12 protein-coding genes are annotated in these 15,654 nt (G+C 39.9%); 6 read left to right on the top strand and 6 right to left on the bottom strand.

The window, feature by feature from the left end; all coding sequences use genetic code 11:
- Positions 1–10 precede the first annotated feature (10 nt).
- The 4 genes from CH364_RS17695 to CH364_RS17710 are packed head-to-tail and all read right to left on the bottom strand — an operon-like array spanning position 11 to position 4,230.
- Positions 11–1,492 (bottom strand): DUF342 domain-containing protein, encoded by a 1,482-nt coding sequence (locus tag CH364_RS17695; protein ID WP_100744758.1) that lies wholly within the window; start codon positions 1,490–1,492, stop codon positions 11–13.
- Between the two features lie 44 nt (positions 1,493–1,536).
- A complete protein-coding gene (locus CH364_RS17700; protein ID WP_100744124.1) occupies positions 1,537–2,574 on the bottom strand; it encodes an alpha/beta hydrolase in 1,038 nt (345 codons plus the stop codon).
- 6 nt (positions 2,575–2,580) lie between these two features.
- The gene (locus tag CH364_RS17705; protein WP_100744125.1) at positions 2,581–3,096 is read right to left on the bottom strand and encodes a chemotaxis protein CheX; all 516 of its coding nucleotides are present in this window, start codon (positions 3,094–3,096) and stop codon (positions 2,581–2,583) included.
- On the bottom strand, positions 3,097–4,230 hold the full coding sequence (locus CH364_RS17710) for a hypothetical protein (protein ID WP_100744126.1): 1,134 nt from the start codon (positions 4,228–4,230) through the stop codon (positions 3,097–3,099).
- Positions 4,231–4,307: 77 nt separating this feature from the next.
- On the opposite strand from CH364_RS17710, the gene CH364_RS17715 reads away from it, so the two are divergent.
- From CH364_RS17715 to CH364_RS17725, 3 genes are read left to right on the top strand one after another with little or no spacing between them, the layout of a single operon-like run.
- On the top strand, positions 4,308–5,048 hold the full coding sequence (locus CH364_RS17715) for a class I SAM-dependent DNA methyltransferase (RefSeq protein WP_100720525.1): 741 nt from the start codon (positions 4,308–4,310) through the stop codon (positions 5,046–5,048).
- 43 nt (positions 5,049–5,091) lie between these two features.
- A complete protein-coding gene (lpdA, locus tag CH364_RS17720; protein WP_100744127.1) occupies positions 5,092–6,519 on the top strand; it encodes a dihydrolipoyl dehydrogenase in 1,428 nt (475 codons plus the stop codon).
- Between the two features lie 13 nt (positions 6,520–6,532).
- Positions 6,533–6,835: a hypothetical protein gene (locus CH364_RS17725; RefSeq protein WP_243401372.1), complete on the top strand. Its 303-nt coding sequence runs from the start codon at positions 6,533–6,535 to the stop codon at positions 6,833–6,835.
- Between the two features lie 141 nt (positions 6,836–6,976).
- On the opposite strand, the gene CH364_RS17730 is transcribed toward CH364_RS17725, so the two are convergent.
- A complete protein-coding gene (locus CH364_RS17730) occupies positions 6,977–7,876 on the bottom strand; it encodes an alpha/beta fold hydrolase (RefSeq protein ID WP_100744128.1) in 900 nt (299 codons plus the stop codon).
- Here CH364_RS17730 and CH364_RS17735 point away from each other — a divergent pair.
- Both CH364_RS17735 and CH364_RS17740 read left to right on the top strand, forming a co-directional pair.
- A complete protein-coding gene (locus CH364_RS17735) occupies positions 7,871–8,260 on the top strand; it encodes a DMT family transporter (RefSeq protein WP_100744129.1) in 390 nt (129 codons plus the stop codon). The genes CH364_RS17730 and CH364_RS17735 overlap by 6 nt on opposite strands.
- Positions 8,257–10,056 carry a sulfatase gene (locus CH364_RS17740; RefSeq protein WP_100744130.1) on the top strand — a complete coding sequence of 600 codons (1,800 nt, stop codon included), beginning with the start codon at positions 8,257–8,259 and terminating at the stop codon, positions 10,054–10,056. The genes CH364_RS17735 and CH364_RS17740 overlap by 4 nt, the downstream gene beginning before the upstream one ends.
- 41 nt (positions 10,057–10,097) lie before the next feature.
- Here the strand turns inward: CH364_RS17740 and CH364_RS17745 are convergent, their stop codons facing one another.
- A complete protein-coding gene (locus CH364_RS17745; RefSeq protein WP_100744131.1) occupies positions 10,098–14,357 on the bottom strand; it encodes a beta strand repeat-containing protein in 4,260 nt (1,419 codons plus the stop codon).
- A 78-nt stretch (positions 14,358–14,435) separates the two neighbouring features.
- Between CH364_RS17745 and CH364_RS17750 the strand changes: the two genes are divergently transcribed.
- The gene (locus tag CH364_RS17750; RefSeq protein ID WP_100744132.1) at positions 14,436–15,629 is read left to right on the top strand and encodes a CaiB/BaiF CoA transferase family protein; all 1,194 of its coding nucleotides are present in this window, start codon (positions 14,436–14,438) and stop codon (positions 15,627–15,629) included.
- The last annotated feature ends 25 nt before the right edge of the window (positions 15,630–15,654 follow it).

The following is a 15,654-nucleotide window of genomic DNA, read 5'->3' on the forward strand; positions in this document are numbered from 1 at the left end:
CGCTATTAGGTTATTTTCCTTTGAAAGCAGTTAACATAGCTTTTTCTTGATTTGGGAAAAAGTTCATCACAAATGCAGTTTGTGCTTTTGTGATTTTTTCCACTTGTCGTCGGTATTTGATAACTGCACCAATATGAGCTGTGTTACGGACAACAACTTTCACATTGTCTTGGTTATAACGCGCACCTTTTAGTTCTTCAATTTTTGACTTTAATAATTCAACCGTTTTACTTTTTTTCTGATAAGCATCAAAGATTTCTTTGAACTTTTCTTTTCTCGCATCATCTAATTTGCCGCGAGATCTTTGCACTACTTCTTTAATTTTTTGAATTTCAGGAACCAGTGCTTCTAACTCTCTTTCAAATTCGGCAAGTCGAGCACTACCTTCGGTCAATAATCTATCGTTTCTAAAGTGAAATCCCACTTCGACAACTGTATCCATTTGGGCAGTGGAACCCAATGATGACACTGTAATTCCTTGGTAAGAAATGATATCAGATCCAATGATAGAAGAAGATTCACCTGTAAGGATTACGTTTCCTAAACAAAGGATTTTACTTCCTAAAATAAAATTCTCAACAATACAATCGCCATCAATTTCGAGATTTGCATTTTCAATGAACTTAGTACGTAAGTCCCCTTTGATTCGAATGACACCTTTGCCTTTGGCTTTCACTCCACCTTTGACTTCTAGGTCTTCACCCACAACAACGTCTGAAGATTCTACGTTTCCATCTAGGTACAAAGAACCTTGGCAATTGACAATGGCACCTTCTTCAATAGTTCCCTTCACACGAATGGTTCCTTCGAAGTTGATGTTTCCAGTTCCGAGTCCAATATTACTTTCAATATTTAATTCTGGAGATACAGTGAGAGAAGTGTCTGTGGAAAATACAACCCCACTTAAAGAAGCAAAATATTCTTTGAGTTGTCTCCCTGGTTTTTCAGGATCTTCTACTGTTTTTGGGAGAACGTTTTTTCCCAAGGTGAGTCTTGGTCTATCGATAGGATTGGGATAAATTGGATTTCCTAAAACATCAATTCCTTGTTCGCCGGCAATTCCTTCAAACAAGGTGGCAAGTCTTTCGCCTTCTTTTACGTGAACATATTTATTAATATTTCTATAATCAGCAGAACCATCGTCTTTTAAAACAACTCGTTGTGCTCTTGGGAAATAAAACTTGATCCAACCACTTTCACCTTGTTTGGCGGGATTTCCTTGTGCTACAATAAATTCAAAATCGTCTTTTACTTTTGTGGGATCTTTGAGAATTTTATCGATTTCGAGAGCGGCTTTATCTACCTCTTTCATCAAAATTCGATCCCTATGAATGGACGCATTGTCTAGAGCTTCATAAATCAATATATTGCTCATAGAACCGCCTAACAACCAAATTGGTTTTGCCACCAAAGTTGCTGTAAGTCGATCCTCGGAGATTTGGATTTTCAGTCCCCTTTCCGGATTGAAGTCCGGTGCATTTTTAACGTCCATTCTGTTAAAAGTATCGGCATATTTTTTAGTAGAAACGAGAATTTCTATCGGTCGAGCCAATATAGAAAACTTCCGAAAGTCTGGAGTAGGGCCGGGACTCCAAAAATTTGCGAATGGAGAGGGAGGCTGTCCCCGTGGGTGAGGGCAGTGGAAGTGCGGTAGACATAAGGTATCTGTTTTTTTTGAAAGAGAAGGGTGAGTTTTTTAGATTCGGTGGGTGAAATCACAGGATCCGTTTTTCCATGTAAGAGGGAGACCGGGCCATCCAAGGACTCCAATTGGTAAAATGGAGAAAGATTTTCGGGAAGGTTTTTAGGAACAGTGTCCAGGACTCGTTTCGCAAGCTCCTTACGAAATTTTCTATCCGCTCCTACTTGGAAAAAAAATTCTTTGGCACGGGGAGAATTACGACTGAGCAAAGTTTCTGTTAGGGCATCCTTTCCTATTCGTTTGAGTCCATTGTCTAAGGCAGCTTCGTAATACACTGGTTGTAATTCTTCGGCCAGTGTTGGTTCAAAACAATGAATAAAATTGTAGAGAATGACGTACACAGCGTACGGATCAATTTCGTAGTTAGAAAATACGAAAGGTACTGTATCTAAAAAATCACAATAGGCTCCAATGGCCATGGAAGATTTAATTTTGTTTTTTGTATTGGATTTGGAAGCTGCAATGAGACCCATTCCCGCAGAAAAACTCGCAGATAAATATCCTAATTTTTCTCCATCAAATAATTGTTTGGTGGAGTATATTTCCATCATTAAACTTTGAATGTTGGAAATTGTTTTTTCTTCGATTTTTAAACCCTTTACTTCGGGAAGTTCTGGCAAAATGACACTGTGATTGGAACTAGCAATGTTTTCAGCAAGTTCTACAATTCTTGGATCATCAATGCCCATGGCACTCATTCCATGTTGGATGTATACACCCGGTAAAGATTCTGGATTTTTGCCTACTGGATAAAAATGAAAGATCCTTCGGCCCGTGTCCGGCAAACGAAGTTCTTTAAGTTCTAATGCTTTTTTTTGTTTCAATCCTGCATAACTCAAGACGAGTGGGATTGCCAAAACATAAGGTTTCATTCGACTTTACTTTTGGGGAGTAGGGAATTTTTCCAACAATAAAATCAAATACAACCTACCCATATACTCTTCGCCTCTTCTTTCTTTAAGATTAAAGATAAGTATGTATTGGCGAAAATGTTCTAAGGATATAGGAACGAGTTTATGATTTAAGTTTTCAGGTGGTAAGATATCGATTTCGTAACGCCCCAGTCTCATTTCTGTAATTAATTTTCCAGCGATTTGGTTTGCAAATTCCATCATGATGGAAGCGGAATGAGATCGGGATGTTGGATCGATTTGAAATGCTTTGGCAATTTTTGGTAGGAGTTTTAGTTTTGTATATCCATCCAATGCAAGATAAACTTTTCCATTGATATCACCCACAAATTCAACAAGAGTACAATTTTCAAAACATAAACCTTCATTTTTGGAAGGACCATACGCTTCTCTTTCTGCATAAACCAAAAGCGTTTTTTGAAAATGTTCCGGTAATACTTGCGAAACTGTCAGGATAAACTTTTCGTCAATTAATGGATCCATTTAGGCTGCGTGGTAGAGGATACTCTCTTCTAATGATTTGTATGCGACTTTGATCCAAATATCAAATTTGATTTCGGTATTGGATAAGTTAGAGAAACCGAGAGCCACCTCTGATGGATATCCCAGACTATCGAGTTCTTCAATGAACTGTTTGAAAAAATCAGAAAAATCATCAAGTTTGTCATTGGAAATGATACTTGCATATAAGTTATCTTCTAATTGGTACAAACCTAAACCAAGGACTGCATTTTGTTTTCCGAGTAAATTTAGGCCAATGGCAATTTCTGATTGGAAGTTGGTATCAATGAATTTAAAAAGAATTAGAGTAACTTTTTCTTTTGATTCATATGTTGATTTAGCCATCCCGTAAAAGTGAGATACATTAAAAAGTTTTGAAATAGGATGTTTCGTTACTTTTGCATATTCTCTTTTGGTCATAATCTTTTCAGAAATGATAGTTGACTTTTCCCAGTAGGATTGTATATCCGATTCCTTCCAAGATTCTTTAGTTGAAAAACATAAAAATCCAAATAAATGTGCATTCATTGTTAGAGGAATGTATAACTTTCGTTTATCGAATGAAATGGCAGGAAGAAGCTCTTTGATTCTTCCTTCTTCGTATTCTTCCCATTCCACAGGATTGTCATCGGTCTCCACCATCATTCCCGCTTTTTGCCAATAACATTCTTTAAATTCGTTTCCATCAAAATAAAAATATTGGATGGAGGTAAGTTTTTCAGTTAAAAATGGAAATGGAAACTCTTTGACTGTTTCACAAAACACTGCCCTTGTTTCTGAATGGATAGATTCTCTTGCAAGCAAAACTGGATCCTTTTTCCAAAGAATTTCTTTTGGTTTTGGTTCTGCATTGGATGCTTCGATTGGTAAAGAGGAATCTGTATCAAATACGATATCTGGTTTTGGTGTTGGATCTAATGAATAGTTTGGATCTGCATTACGACTAGATTGGGAAAAAACCGATTCTGGTTTTTGGAAATCCAAACTATATAAAAACAAAGTGAGTAACAAACAAGAAACCGTGAGGAGAGTAAAACTCACCCAGGAAAAATAAAATGTATATTGAAGGATGACACCAATGATAAAAAAAATTGTAGGAATTGTATATCGTTTCATGGTTACTTAGCCGTTACTTACTATAACGGGTAAAATGGGGATTCGCTGAACTGATTTTCCCTTTCCGCTAGGGGCAAATGAAACTCTATTCCGAATTGGCCGAATACTATTTTACCATCGAAGAAGCAAGCCGCAAGTTTTCGGAAGAGATCCTCTTCCTTCGGGATACATTTAAGCGACATAAAATACACACAGTATTAGACATCGGTTGTGGGACAGGGGAACATATCAAAGAACTACAGGGAATGGGTTTTAAACCACTCGGTGTAGATGGTTCGCCACGGATGTTGGAAATTGCCAAAGTCCGATTTCCTCATTGCCAATTTGAATTGGGTAAAATGGAAGCATATGTCGCCAAACAACCAGTTGACGCCGTCATTTGTTTATATGGAACCTTTAATTATCTCATCAACGATGATTTAGTTCAAAATTTTTTGCGGAATTGTCATAAAAACTTAAAACAGGCAGGTCTTTTGGTTTTAGAGATTTGGAATGCTGATCCAATACACAGAATCAAACGAAAACCCATCACCACTGTGAGTAATGTGCGCCAAGGGGCAACATCCATTCGTAGGAATCGAGGATTTCGACTAACAAGAGCAGATGACGTGGCCATTGTAGAAGTGAACTATGTATATAATCTAAACCAGAAAGATTTAAAAGACAAACATACTATGCGTGTGTTTCATTTTCCACAAGTTCGAAATTTCTTAGACGATAATAAGTTTGATGTTCTCCATGTTTATAGCAACTACGACGGTGAAAAATATATAAAAACCGGCGCAAGGATGCTCATCGTAGCTAAAAAGAGGTCTTGACTTTCTTTTTTTCGTACGGTATCCCAATCTATCGGGAGAACCTATGTCTAGTCCAAACCATTTCCAAGTCATCGTCATTGGAGGAGGGCCCGGCGGTTATGTCGCTGCCATCCGTGCCGCACAATTAGGTTTACAAACTTGTATTGTGGAACGCGAAAAACTCGGTGGAGTGTGTTTGAACTGGGGTTGTATTCCCACCAAAGCCCTGTTAGAAAGTGCACATGTATTAGAACATTTAAAACATGCAGCCAGTTTCGGCTTGTCCTGCGACAATATCAAAGCCGATTTTGATGCTGTCATCAAACGTTCTCGGTCTGTGGCAGACCAAATGGCCAAGGGTGTTGAGTTTCTCATGAAGAAAAACAAAATCACCGTGGTCAGTGGTGAGGCTAGTTTTCTTAATTCTAAAACTATCCAAGTGAAGCCGAGTTCCGGAGAAGTTTCCACATATACTTCCGATTTTTACATTTTAGCTGTGGGTGCCAAAAACAAAGCCCTCCCTTTTTTGCCTTTTGACGGCAAACGTGTGTTATCTGCAAGAGATGCCATGATTGAACCAAAGGTGATTCCAAACCTTGCCATCATTGGAGCAGGTGCCATTGGAGTGGAGTTCGCCGATTTTTATGCGAGTATGGGTTCTAAGGTAACCGTCATTGAATTCCAAGACCATTTACTTCCCAATGAAGATTTGGAAATTTCTGGTGTTTTAGAAAGAAGTTTTAAAAAACGAGGGATTGAACAGTATCTAAGCCATGGAGTGGAAACGGCTTCCGTCACCGATGCGGGAGTGGAACTTATTTTGTTAGATCGTAAATCGGCAAAAAAAGAAAAGTTAAACTTTGATAAGGTGATAGTTGGGGTGGGAATATCGCCTAATACTAGTAATATTGGTTTAGATGAAATTGGAATCAAACTAAAAAATGGATTTGTGGATTTTGTCGGAAACTACCGTTCGACGGTGGATCATATTTATGCCATTGGGGATTGTATTGCTACCCCGGCTCTTGCTCATGTGGCCAGTGCCGAAGGGATTCGTGCGGCAGAAGATATCTCTGTGCGAGTCGGTAACCCCCATCATCTACAAATTTCCAAACTCAACTATTCTTATATTCCAGGATGTACGTATTGCCATCCAGAAGTGGCAAGTGTGGGCCTTACGGAAGAAAAAGCAAAAGCCATGGGATATGAAATCACTGTTGGTAAATTTCCTTTCACCGCGAGTGGTCGAGCACAGGCCCAAGGGGATACAACAGGAATGGTAAAAATTGTCTCTGATAAAAAACACGGGGAAATTCTAGGAGCCCATATTATAGGAAGTGGCGCCACTGAAATGATCGCAGAACTGACACTAGGTGCCAATATGGAAATCACAGTTCGAGAACTTGCTAACACCATTCATGCACATCCAACGTTATCGGAAGGAATTATGGAAAGTGCCGCAGCGGTGCTTGGGGAAGCGATTAATATTTAGGGGGTGGGGGGGAATGTTGAAACGATCGTTAATTCTGACAGTATTTCTCATCTCTCTATTAAGTCTGGATTTATTTCCCGAAAGCAAAATGATGAAAGACCAAATTGATTTTTCTAAAGAAAAACCTGTACATCCATTTTACGATAAGTTTGGTCAAAATGGAAACTTGAATTGCAAAGAGAAACAGCAGTGTATGTCGAACTGTACAAGTGCTGTGTTTGTATTTACCGAAAAGTATCGCAACGCGGGATCGGCTAGGCAAGGTTGTATTGCTGAGTGTAACCAAATCCTTTGTTTACAAGAAGATAAAAAATAAATCCCCCGCGCCAGCGATTGCAGCGGAAATCCTTTTGCGAATGCAAAAGATTGGAGCGGAAAGCGCGGTCGTTTCAGTTTGGTATTGAATTCACCTAACCAATTCGAGGCGCCCCATTCTTTAATCTTATCCAAAACTATCTTAGTTTTCCTTTATCTCCAAACATCGTTTCATCCAGTCCCAAGTTTCTTTTGGTCTTTCGAAAGGAAAAAAATGTGTGAAGCCGGGGAAGATCGTGACATCGGACTTGGGATGTTTTTTTGTTAGGAGGTAGGCATACTTCGGGCTACAGACTTCGAATTTTTCTGGGATGGCGATATGGTTTTCTGTTTTGATTCCATAAAAGTTTTTGAAGACATGGAAGTGGGCGTGGCTAAAGATCCTTGCTTCGACTCTTGGATCACAACATAGTTTGACTTCTGCGTCGTGGCCAGTACTCTCAAAACAAGAGTTTAGATAATCTTCGAAGATGGATGGTTCGAAGTTGGCAAAGGCCGGGAACTTTCGAAATGACCGCCTAACAAGCTCTATAGATTTGAAATGAGTTCGTCTTTTTTTGGCACCTTTTGCCAAAGGGTTTTCTAAAAACTTAGAAAGAAAAATGAGTTTCCAACCTAAGATGACGGGATCCATCGCTAAAACTTTATCAAAACGATCTGGTTCTTTTGCTGCTGCAAGTAACGAGGAAGCACCGCCGAGTGAGTGGCCAATGATATTTGTTTTGGATATGGATTCATGGTCGAGAAGTGCGAGGATTTGGTCTCGAAACACATTCCAATTATTAAATTTTAAACTAAACTCGGAGCGTCCATGTCCTAAAAAATCAGGAGCGATGACTCGGTAGTGTTTTGATAATAATTGAAAGTAATAATTGTAACAGCCGGCACTATAACCATTGGCATGACAGAAAACGAGAACGGGACCCGGGGTTTCCGAATCTAAGTAAGCACATTCCCAGTTTCTGAACCTAAAGGATTTTTGTTTCATTTTTCTATTTGACCCTTCCCGATTTAGATCGGATTTTGTCTCTATCCCATGCAATTCCAGGTCATCCTCTTCTTCTGTATAGCCGTATTCTTCAACGCATTGGCTAATATTTTAATCAAATCATCTTCCTTACAAGACCAACACAAAACGTTGTCAGGTGGTCTTTGGGATACAATCTTTACTGTTTTTAATCCATACTTTATTGGCGGGCTCGCAAGTTTTGGTTTGGCTCTCCTTGGATACAGATATGTTTTAGGGAAAGGTTTGAAACTCTCACTCGCCTATCCTGTGTTTACTTCTAGTGGATTTATCATTGTACTCATTGCATCATCTCTCTTTTTTAAAGAAAGGTTGAATTTGACGCAGTGGATTGGAATTGCTTTTATCTTGATTGGTGTTTGGCTTACCGCCTTGCAGATGTTTGATGTTAAATCTTGAAATCTAAATACTTTTTTCAAACTTTTAAATTTCTCACTTTTTTTATATTCTTTCTTTTCTTTATTCTTTGTAAAAAAACAGATTCAGGGCTTAGTTCTGGATCTGGTCCCATTTCTAAACAAACTCGTCCGAATGTCATTTGGATTGTGATTGATTCCCTAAGAGGGGATATCATTGGTCATTACGGCGTGACACCTAACTTGGATTTGTTGAAGAAAGAGGCGATTTCCTTCGATTACCATTTAGTGAACGCAGCCTGGACAAGGCCTTCCACTTTGGTGTTTTTTACAGGCAAGTATGCGTCAGCCAATCCTGTTAATTTTTGGGATTATCCTACCACAAAAGCAGAGGTAGAGGCATTTTATCGGACAGAAAAAAGTCCACTGCCAAAACTTTTGAAAGACCATTCCTTTGTGACTTATATGGTGGGGAACAATCCATTTTTAACAGATAAATTTGGATTGGGGGTGGACGTCGGCTTTGACCAGTTATACGACTTTTCCAATTATAACGAAGACACAAAAAAAATTACTAAAAAAACATTTGAAGTATTAGAAGAAGTTTCTGTAGATCAAAAACCGTTTTTTTTGTTTTTAAATTATAACGACCCGCACAAACCTTACACTCCACCAGAAGGATTTACCAATCGGATCCAAACCAAAGAAATTTTGGATGAACGAAAAAGGAATTATTTGGGTGAAGTTGCTTTTGTGGATGAGGAACTTGGGAAAGTTTTTTTAGAACTAAAAAACAAAAATCTTTGGGAGAAGACTCTTGTCCTCATCACAGCTGACCACGGTGAGGTGATGAATGTGGCCCATGCGATTTCTCCTTTTACGGGAACCAATACATACTATGGCCATGGGCAAGATTTGTTTTTGGAGAACATCCATGTTCCCCTATTAATTAAATTGCCGGGTAAATCTCAGAAACAATCGATTTCTGCTATGACAAGGTCGATTGATTTATACCCAACCATTTTGGATTATACTGGGTTAAACATTCCTAGGTCGGTGCAAGGGAAATCACTTCGATCACTCATTGAAAATACAGAAACCACAAAACGAACGTACTATGGGGAGACTAGGTTTACGCAAGGGTATGGAGAAGGAAATGAGTTTCTTTTGCAAAGGTCTTACCGTTTCCATGAACTCGGAAAATTTTGGCAAGGTTCCGTGGGGAGTGAGTTTTATTTGTATTCGGATTCCAAAAAAGATCCGAACCAAGAAAATCCATTAAGAATCACAAACATTGCTGCCATAAGGGATATGAAATTACAACCTGATTTGGAAAAAAAAATTCTCAGGTTTTGGAAACAAATTCGTTCGATGGAACCGAAACTCCCTTTGTATCATCTATCGATCCAGCCGGAATCAAAGGATACAGAAATTCAGATTCGTGTCCCAAGTGGAACCATTCGGATGGCCTCTTACCCGGAGGATGTTATTTTGAAAGAATCAGGTAAGTTGGTACAAATCCAAACCAAACGAAAAGAACCTTTTGAAATTAGTTTTGAAGTGTATCCCGATGTCAGTTTTCCAGAATTTACTGTTTGGTTTTCTAAAAAACAAATCCCCAAATCTGAAATTTTGACAGGGTATTTTGGTGTGAGTTTGGCATCTTGTCAGACCAACTGTGATTTGTTATACGAGTCAGGCACAAAAAAACCAGTGATCACTCCCAAAACAAAAGTTTATTTTTGGAAAGAGGGTGGCCAAAAAAAATCTTATTCATCCAAACAAGAATTGGGAACCGATGCCTTAGAGATTTTAAAAAAACAAGGTTACGTGCAGTAGTTGGATCAATTGTTTGGTCTATTTAATTTGTATGATTCGAATCAATCGTTGTCTTGATTGGTGATAGAAACATTCGGTAAAGATTCTCCGTTGAACCCACTCCCTCCACCGCTGAGGGATCCAAATAAAACCGAATAAGCCATATTTCCATCCACAAGGAAGTCGTCCACTCCCGTGAGGACCACGTTTTGGTAAGTATTCCAATCGCTTGTTGTAAAAACCAAACTAGAAACGGAACTGGTTCCTTCAGCAACATTCGAACTGGATACGGGAATGGTAACATTGGAGATGGGTCTTGCACGCAACCGAACTTGGAATCGCGATTGGCCGCCAATTTCCGTAGTGATTAAGTTAGGTGATGTGACAAATCCTCCGGAACTATTCGCGGATGTCCCGCAAGCATTCATTGGATTTGGATCGGTGCAAGGAACAATATCATATATAAAATTGATATGAGTGGCAGAGATGGAAATAGGGGTGAGCGCACTATAAATCGCCGAAGGTGTGAATCCTGTGCCGGTTTCCCCTGATGTGGCGACTGAAGTTATTGTGTAACTTACATCGCCAACAGCGGCCGTATCAAGGCCTGTCACAGTGACAAGTTGGGCTGAACCAAAATTACTTGGTGTGAAGGTAAGAGGAGCCGTCGGAAAACTCACAAGTCCACCTGGAGTTGTATTAAAGTTTACAGTGATGTTCGCTGTTGGTTGTGAATCCAAATGGATATAGAATTCAGAAGAAGCACCCGATTGGGAAGTGACGACTGTCGCCGGTGTGAATCCAGAACTTGTGATTCCTGCACTGTCATTATCGTCCAATGTGAGCATCGGATAATTGGAAGATGGATAAGGATTCACTCCGTTGTAAAATCCATCGGTCGAGGAAAGGACACCAACAACTATTGGACAAGATACATTTCCATCATCCACAGCATCGTCGTTAGGTGTCACAATGATTGTGTTATGTACTCCAATGGTATTCCAATTGGCGCTCGTGATGGTGAGAGAACTTGTCGAGAGAGAAAATTGGGGGACACTTGGTGCCACAATCAACTGGCAAGGAAAGGTAGTTGTTACCGAAACGGGAACGGTGACGTCGTCTGTCGGTGCTTGGCTAAGGAGAATATAAATAGGGAAGGCTGCCGAGTTTTCTGCCCTGGTCATACTAATTGGTGTGACCACTGTCACCGGATTTTCCGATATGCTATAGTTGACAAGTGTTGCGGTATCTCCTGTGCTTCCCACAAAACTTACATACCAAGAAGGCATTGATCCAGTTTCTGTTCCATTGACAGTCACCGAATAACTCACATTCCCGTCACTTAAGGCATCGGGAACACCTTGGATTTCCACAGGAACGGATGTACTCCAATTTGTTTCATCAAAGATATATTGTTTGGAGCTAACGGGTGTTCCTCCATCATTGATCATTCCTTCTGTGGAATCAGAAGTGGCCAATGTAACTGTGACTTGGTTTCCAGGAATGGGTCGACTGCCGAGTCTCAGGCTATACATCGCCGATTGTCCGGATTCGGTGGTGAAATAAGGTTGCCCCGCATTGAGAGTGAAAAGAATGCTCGGTGAAGGATTGTCATCATCAGTAATGTTGATCGTAATGTCGGATGGATTCATACCTTCATAATCTGTTCCTGATCCTGAGATGGCACCGAGAGTAAGTGTATGGGTTCTTGTATTAATTTCATTGATTGAATCATTGATTACAACCACAGTCACAGTTTGTGTTGTAGAAAAATTGGTTTGATTGAAGGTCAAACTTGTTGGTGAAAAAGTATACTGCACGCTGTCAGGTAAGTTAAAGGTTTCTCCTGAGATCGGAATGGTAACCGATCCCGTGGCACAAGCAGATAAATTTGCGGGAGTGTCGCAAGGTGCTGCGTTCAAACGAACTGTAAACGTTCCGTCACTCCCCCCTTCGGTTAGATTGAGTGTTGTTGATGAAATTGTAAAACCGACAGTATCATTGTCCGTGATAGTAATCACCAAATCACCGCTAGCTTCTGTATAACCCGGAAGGGTTCCAGTAGGATAAAGTCCTGTAAAATAAGATCCACTCGCTTGTGGAATGTGAACAGTAACAGGAATATTCCCATCATCAAAAGAATCGGAAACGGATCGGATTGTAATCACTTGGGCCACATCCCAACCACTATCGCTTGTATTCCCGGAATAACTAGCGGCTTGGCCATTCGTCGGTGTAAAAGTGAGTGTACGAGAAGCCGCAACCCCTGCGGAACTATTGAGTAATACCGCTTCTGTTCCATCGGAGGAAGTGATGGGTCCGATGGTTACATTCGCATTGGGTTTTAAGGAAAGTCTGATTTCAAATGTAATGGTTGAAGTTCCGTTTTCTAACATTGATGATGCGGATAAATTTTGGATGCGTACCAATGGTTCGTTGCTATCTGTATTGATCGCTGTTACCGCCGGTATAGAAATAGAACTGTATTTTGTATCTGTTGATACAGAATTTCCAAAAGAGATATTCACATTTTGGTCTCCATCATCAACTCCATCTAACACAGATGTGATGGTGACAGTTTGCGGTGTATTCCAATTCCCAGTAGTAAAACTTAAAGATGCTGGAGACACCGTAATTTCAGAAGTATTGCTGGATGTGATACTTGGAATACTTACCGAGTTTGTGGGTTGTGAGTTTAAGACTACGGTAAAGGTTTCTGTGGATGGCGTTCCATTTTCATGAACCAAAAGTCCACCAACGGGAGTGACTGTAAATCCTGCAGTGTCATCATCTGTTACCAAAATGGTAACGGATGTCGGTGGAGATACTGAATTATAAACGGGATCAGCTGACCCACCAGTATCCACAGAACCAAACTGTAAGGTGACAGTCCTTGTGTCTTCATCTATGGCATTGTTATTTGTAGTAATGTTGACGTATTGGTCTACATTCCAATTGGCATTTGTAAAAACTAAGTTTGCGGTGCTACTATTTGTGATGGCATTGTTTTCTGAAATTCCATTGAGGGTTACAGTAAATCCTGGAGGTGGTTGGGACAAAAGATGTATGGCAAAGGAAAGATTCCCCCCATTTTCAGAAATGGTCAAACTACCAGGTGAAGTAAGAACAAAACCCGGAATATCATCATCAGTATTGGTCACAGAAGGAAATACCGGCCCCGCCAAACCATTGTAATCTGTATCTGCGGAAGTCGCAGCACCTACAACAATCGTTACTGTTTTTGAACCATCTACGATAAAATCATTCACTCCGGTTACTGTGACTATTTTTGGAGTAAACCATTCGCCAGGTGCAAAGGTAAGAGAGGATGGTGAGGCTGTACCTTCTGAACTCGGAGAGGCCACAATTGATGGAATGGTAACTGAGTTTGTTGGCAAAGTATTCATGACAACCGCAAAACTCACTGCCCCACCTGCTTCTGTGGTAGTGAGTCCTGATAAATTGACTACGGTAAATCCTGCCACATCATCATCCACATTGGTACCGGTAATGACGGGAATTGGTTTTCCCATATAGGCTGGATCATTGGAAACAGTCGGGTCAGCTGAAATTTGAAATGTACTATCATCTACACTGAAATCATCCACACCAGTGACAGTAACCGTTTGAGGAACATTCCAATTATTAGGTGTGAATACTAGTTCTACTGCAGCGACAGTTGCTTCTGTTGTATCATTCGAAACAAAATTCCGAATGGTAACATCTTGCATCGGTCTTGTTTGTAATACATAGGCAATGGTTCCGGTTTCTCCTGTTTCGGATGTGATGAGTCCCAGTGTGGGACTTGCTGCCACTCCAGACGTTTCATCATCTGTATTCACAACGAGTAGTACAGGAAGTCCTTGTGCTGAAAATCGAATATCAGAAGTCAAAGTTGTTCCTAGTTGGACTCTGTAACTTTGATTTCCATCTGCAATTAAATCATCAACACCCGCCAAACGAATGCTTTGTGGTATGTCCCAATTATCTTCTGTAAAGTCTAGAAAAGTTGCGGATAAAAGTACACCTTCCGTGGGATCAGAGACGGTGATCGGGCCAATTCTTACTGAACTGTTAGGCTCTATGTTCAAACGAATTGTGAATTCTGCTTGTCTTCCATTTTCACTCGTAAATAAAAAATTCGGAGCTTCGTAAATGACATACCCTTGCCCGGTTGTGGATACAAAAAAAGAACCGAATAACATCTGTAAATTCAGAGGTGTGATGGATTGGCAGGAAAAGGTTAGGGTAGAGAAGGCGAGGACAATAACGGAAATACAGACTCTGAACATGATTCCCTTTTGTCCTCGTATGGCACCCATTAGGGTTCTCCCTCTTTATATTACGAGAAAAAATAGCTTAAATTAATAAAAAATTTCCAGGAAATGCAATAAAACCAAATGAGCCAAAACAAAAACCAATCATCTAATGGACCACTTGCTGGTGTGAAAGTTGTCGACTTATCTTTACTTCTTCCAGGCCCTTTATGTTCGCAACATTTAGCAGACATGGGAGCAGAAGTCATCAAGATTGAAAATCCAAGAGCCTATGATGGATCTCGTGCAATGTTCAAAGGTAAAACGGGATATCCTGCCTTATACATGATGTTGAATCGAAATAAAAAAGCGATCACGCTGAATTTAAAACGAGAACAGGCCAAAGAAATTCTTTTTAAACTTTTAGAAGATGCAGACATTTTACTCGAAGGTTTTCGACCAGATGGAATGGATAAGATGGGAATTGGTTATGATGTATTAAAAGAAAAATTTCCACGATTGATTTATTGTGGAATTTCTGGCTACGGAATCTCGGGAAAATACGTAGACTTTGCAGGACATGATCTAAACTATTTAGCCATCTCTGGTGTGCTTGACCAAACCGGAAATCCACCAAGACCTGCTGGTTTCCAATTGGCAGATGTGGGAGGTGGAACACTCACTGCTCTTTCTGCGATCCTTGCTGCTCTTTATTATAGAGAAAAAACTGGAAAAGGCCAACGCATCGATATCTCTATGACGGATGCTTCTCTCCAATTTCTTTCGTTATACGGTGGAATTTTATCTTCGTCTGAAAAATCACCAGAAGCGGGGAATGATATCTTATCTGGTAAATTACCAAATTATAATGTTTATGAAACAAAAGAAGGAAGGTATGTGGCTCTTGGTGCCTTAGAAGATATGTTCTTCCAAACTTTTTTACGAGCTGCCGGAATGGAAAATTTAACCAAAGACCATCCAATGAACGAAGCAAATATTCCAATCATTAAACAAGAGTTAACCGATTATTTTAAATCCAAAACATATTCCGATTTGCAACCAATCTTTGATAATACAGATGCTTGTTTATCACCCATTCTCAATATGAAAGAAGTTTCGGAAGACCAACATATGAAGGACCGTGGCATGGTCATCGAAAGAAACCATCCTAAATACGGTCCGATTTTACAATTTGGATCTCCGTTTCATTTTTCAGAAACTCCCTTTGCTTACAGAAATGACCCGCCAGAACATGGGGAGCATACAGAAGAAATTTTGTCCAGTTTGGGGTTTCCAAAGGATCAAATTGCGGAGTTTAAAAAAGACAGGGTGATTTAACAGCTCCCTTGCTTTTTTTTCGTAA

Origin of the sequence: Leptospira harrisiae (assembly GCF_002811945.1) — a bacterium.
Lineage (GTDB): Bacteria > Spirochaetota > Leptospiria > Leptospirales > Leptospiraceae > Leptospira_A > Leptospira_A harrisiae.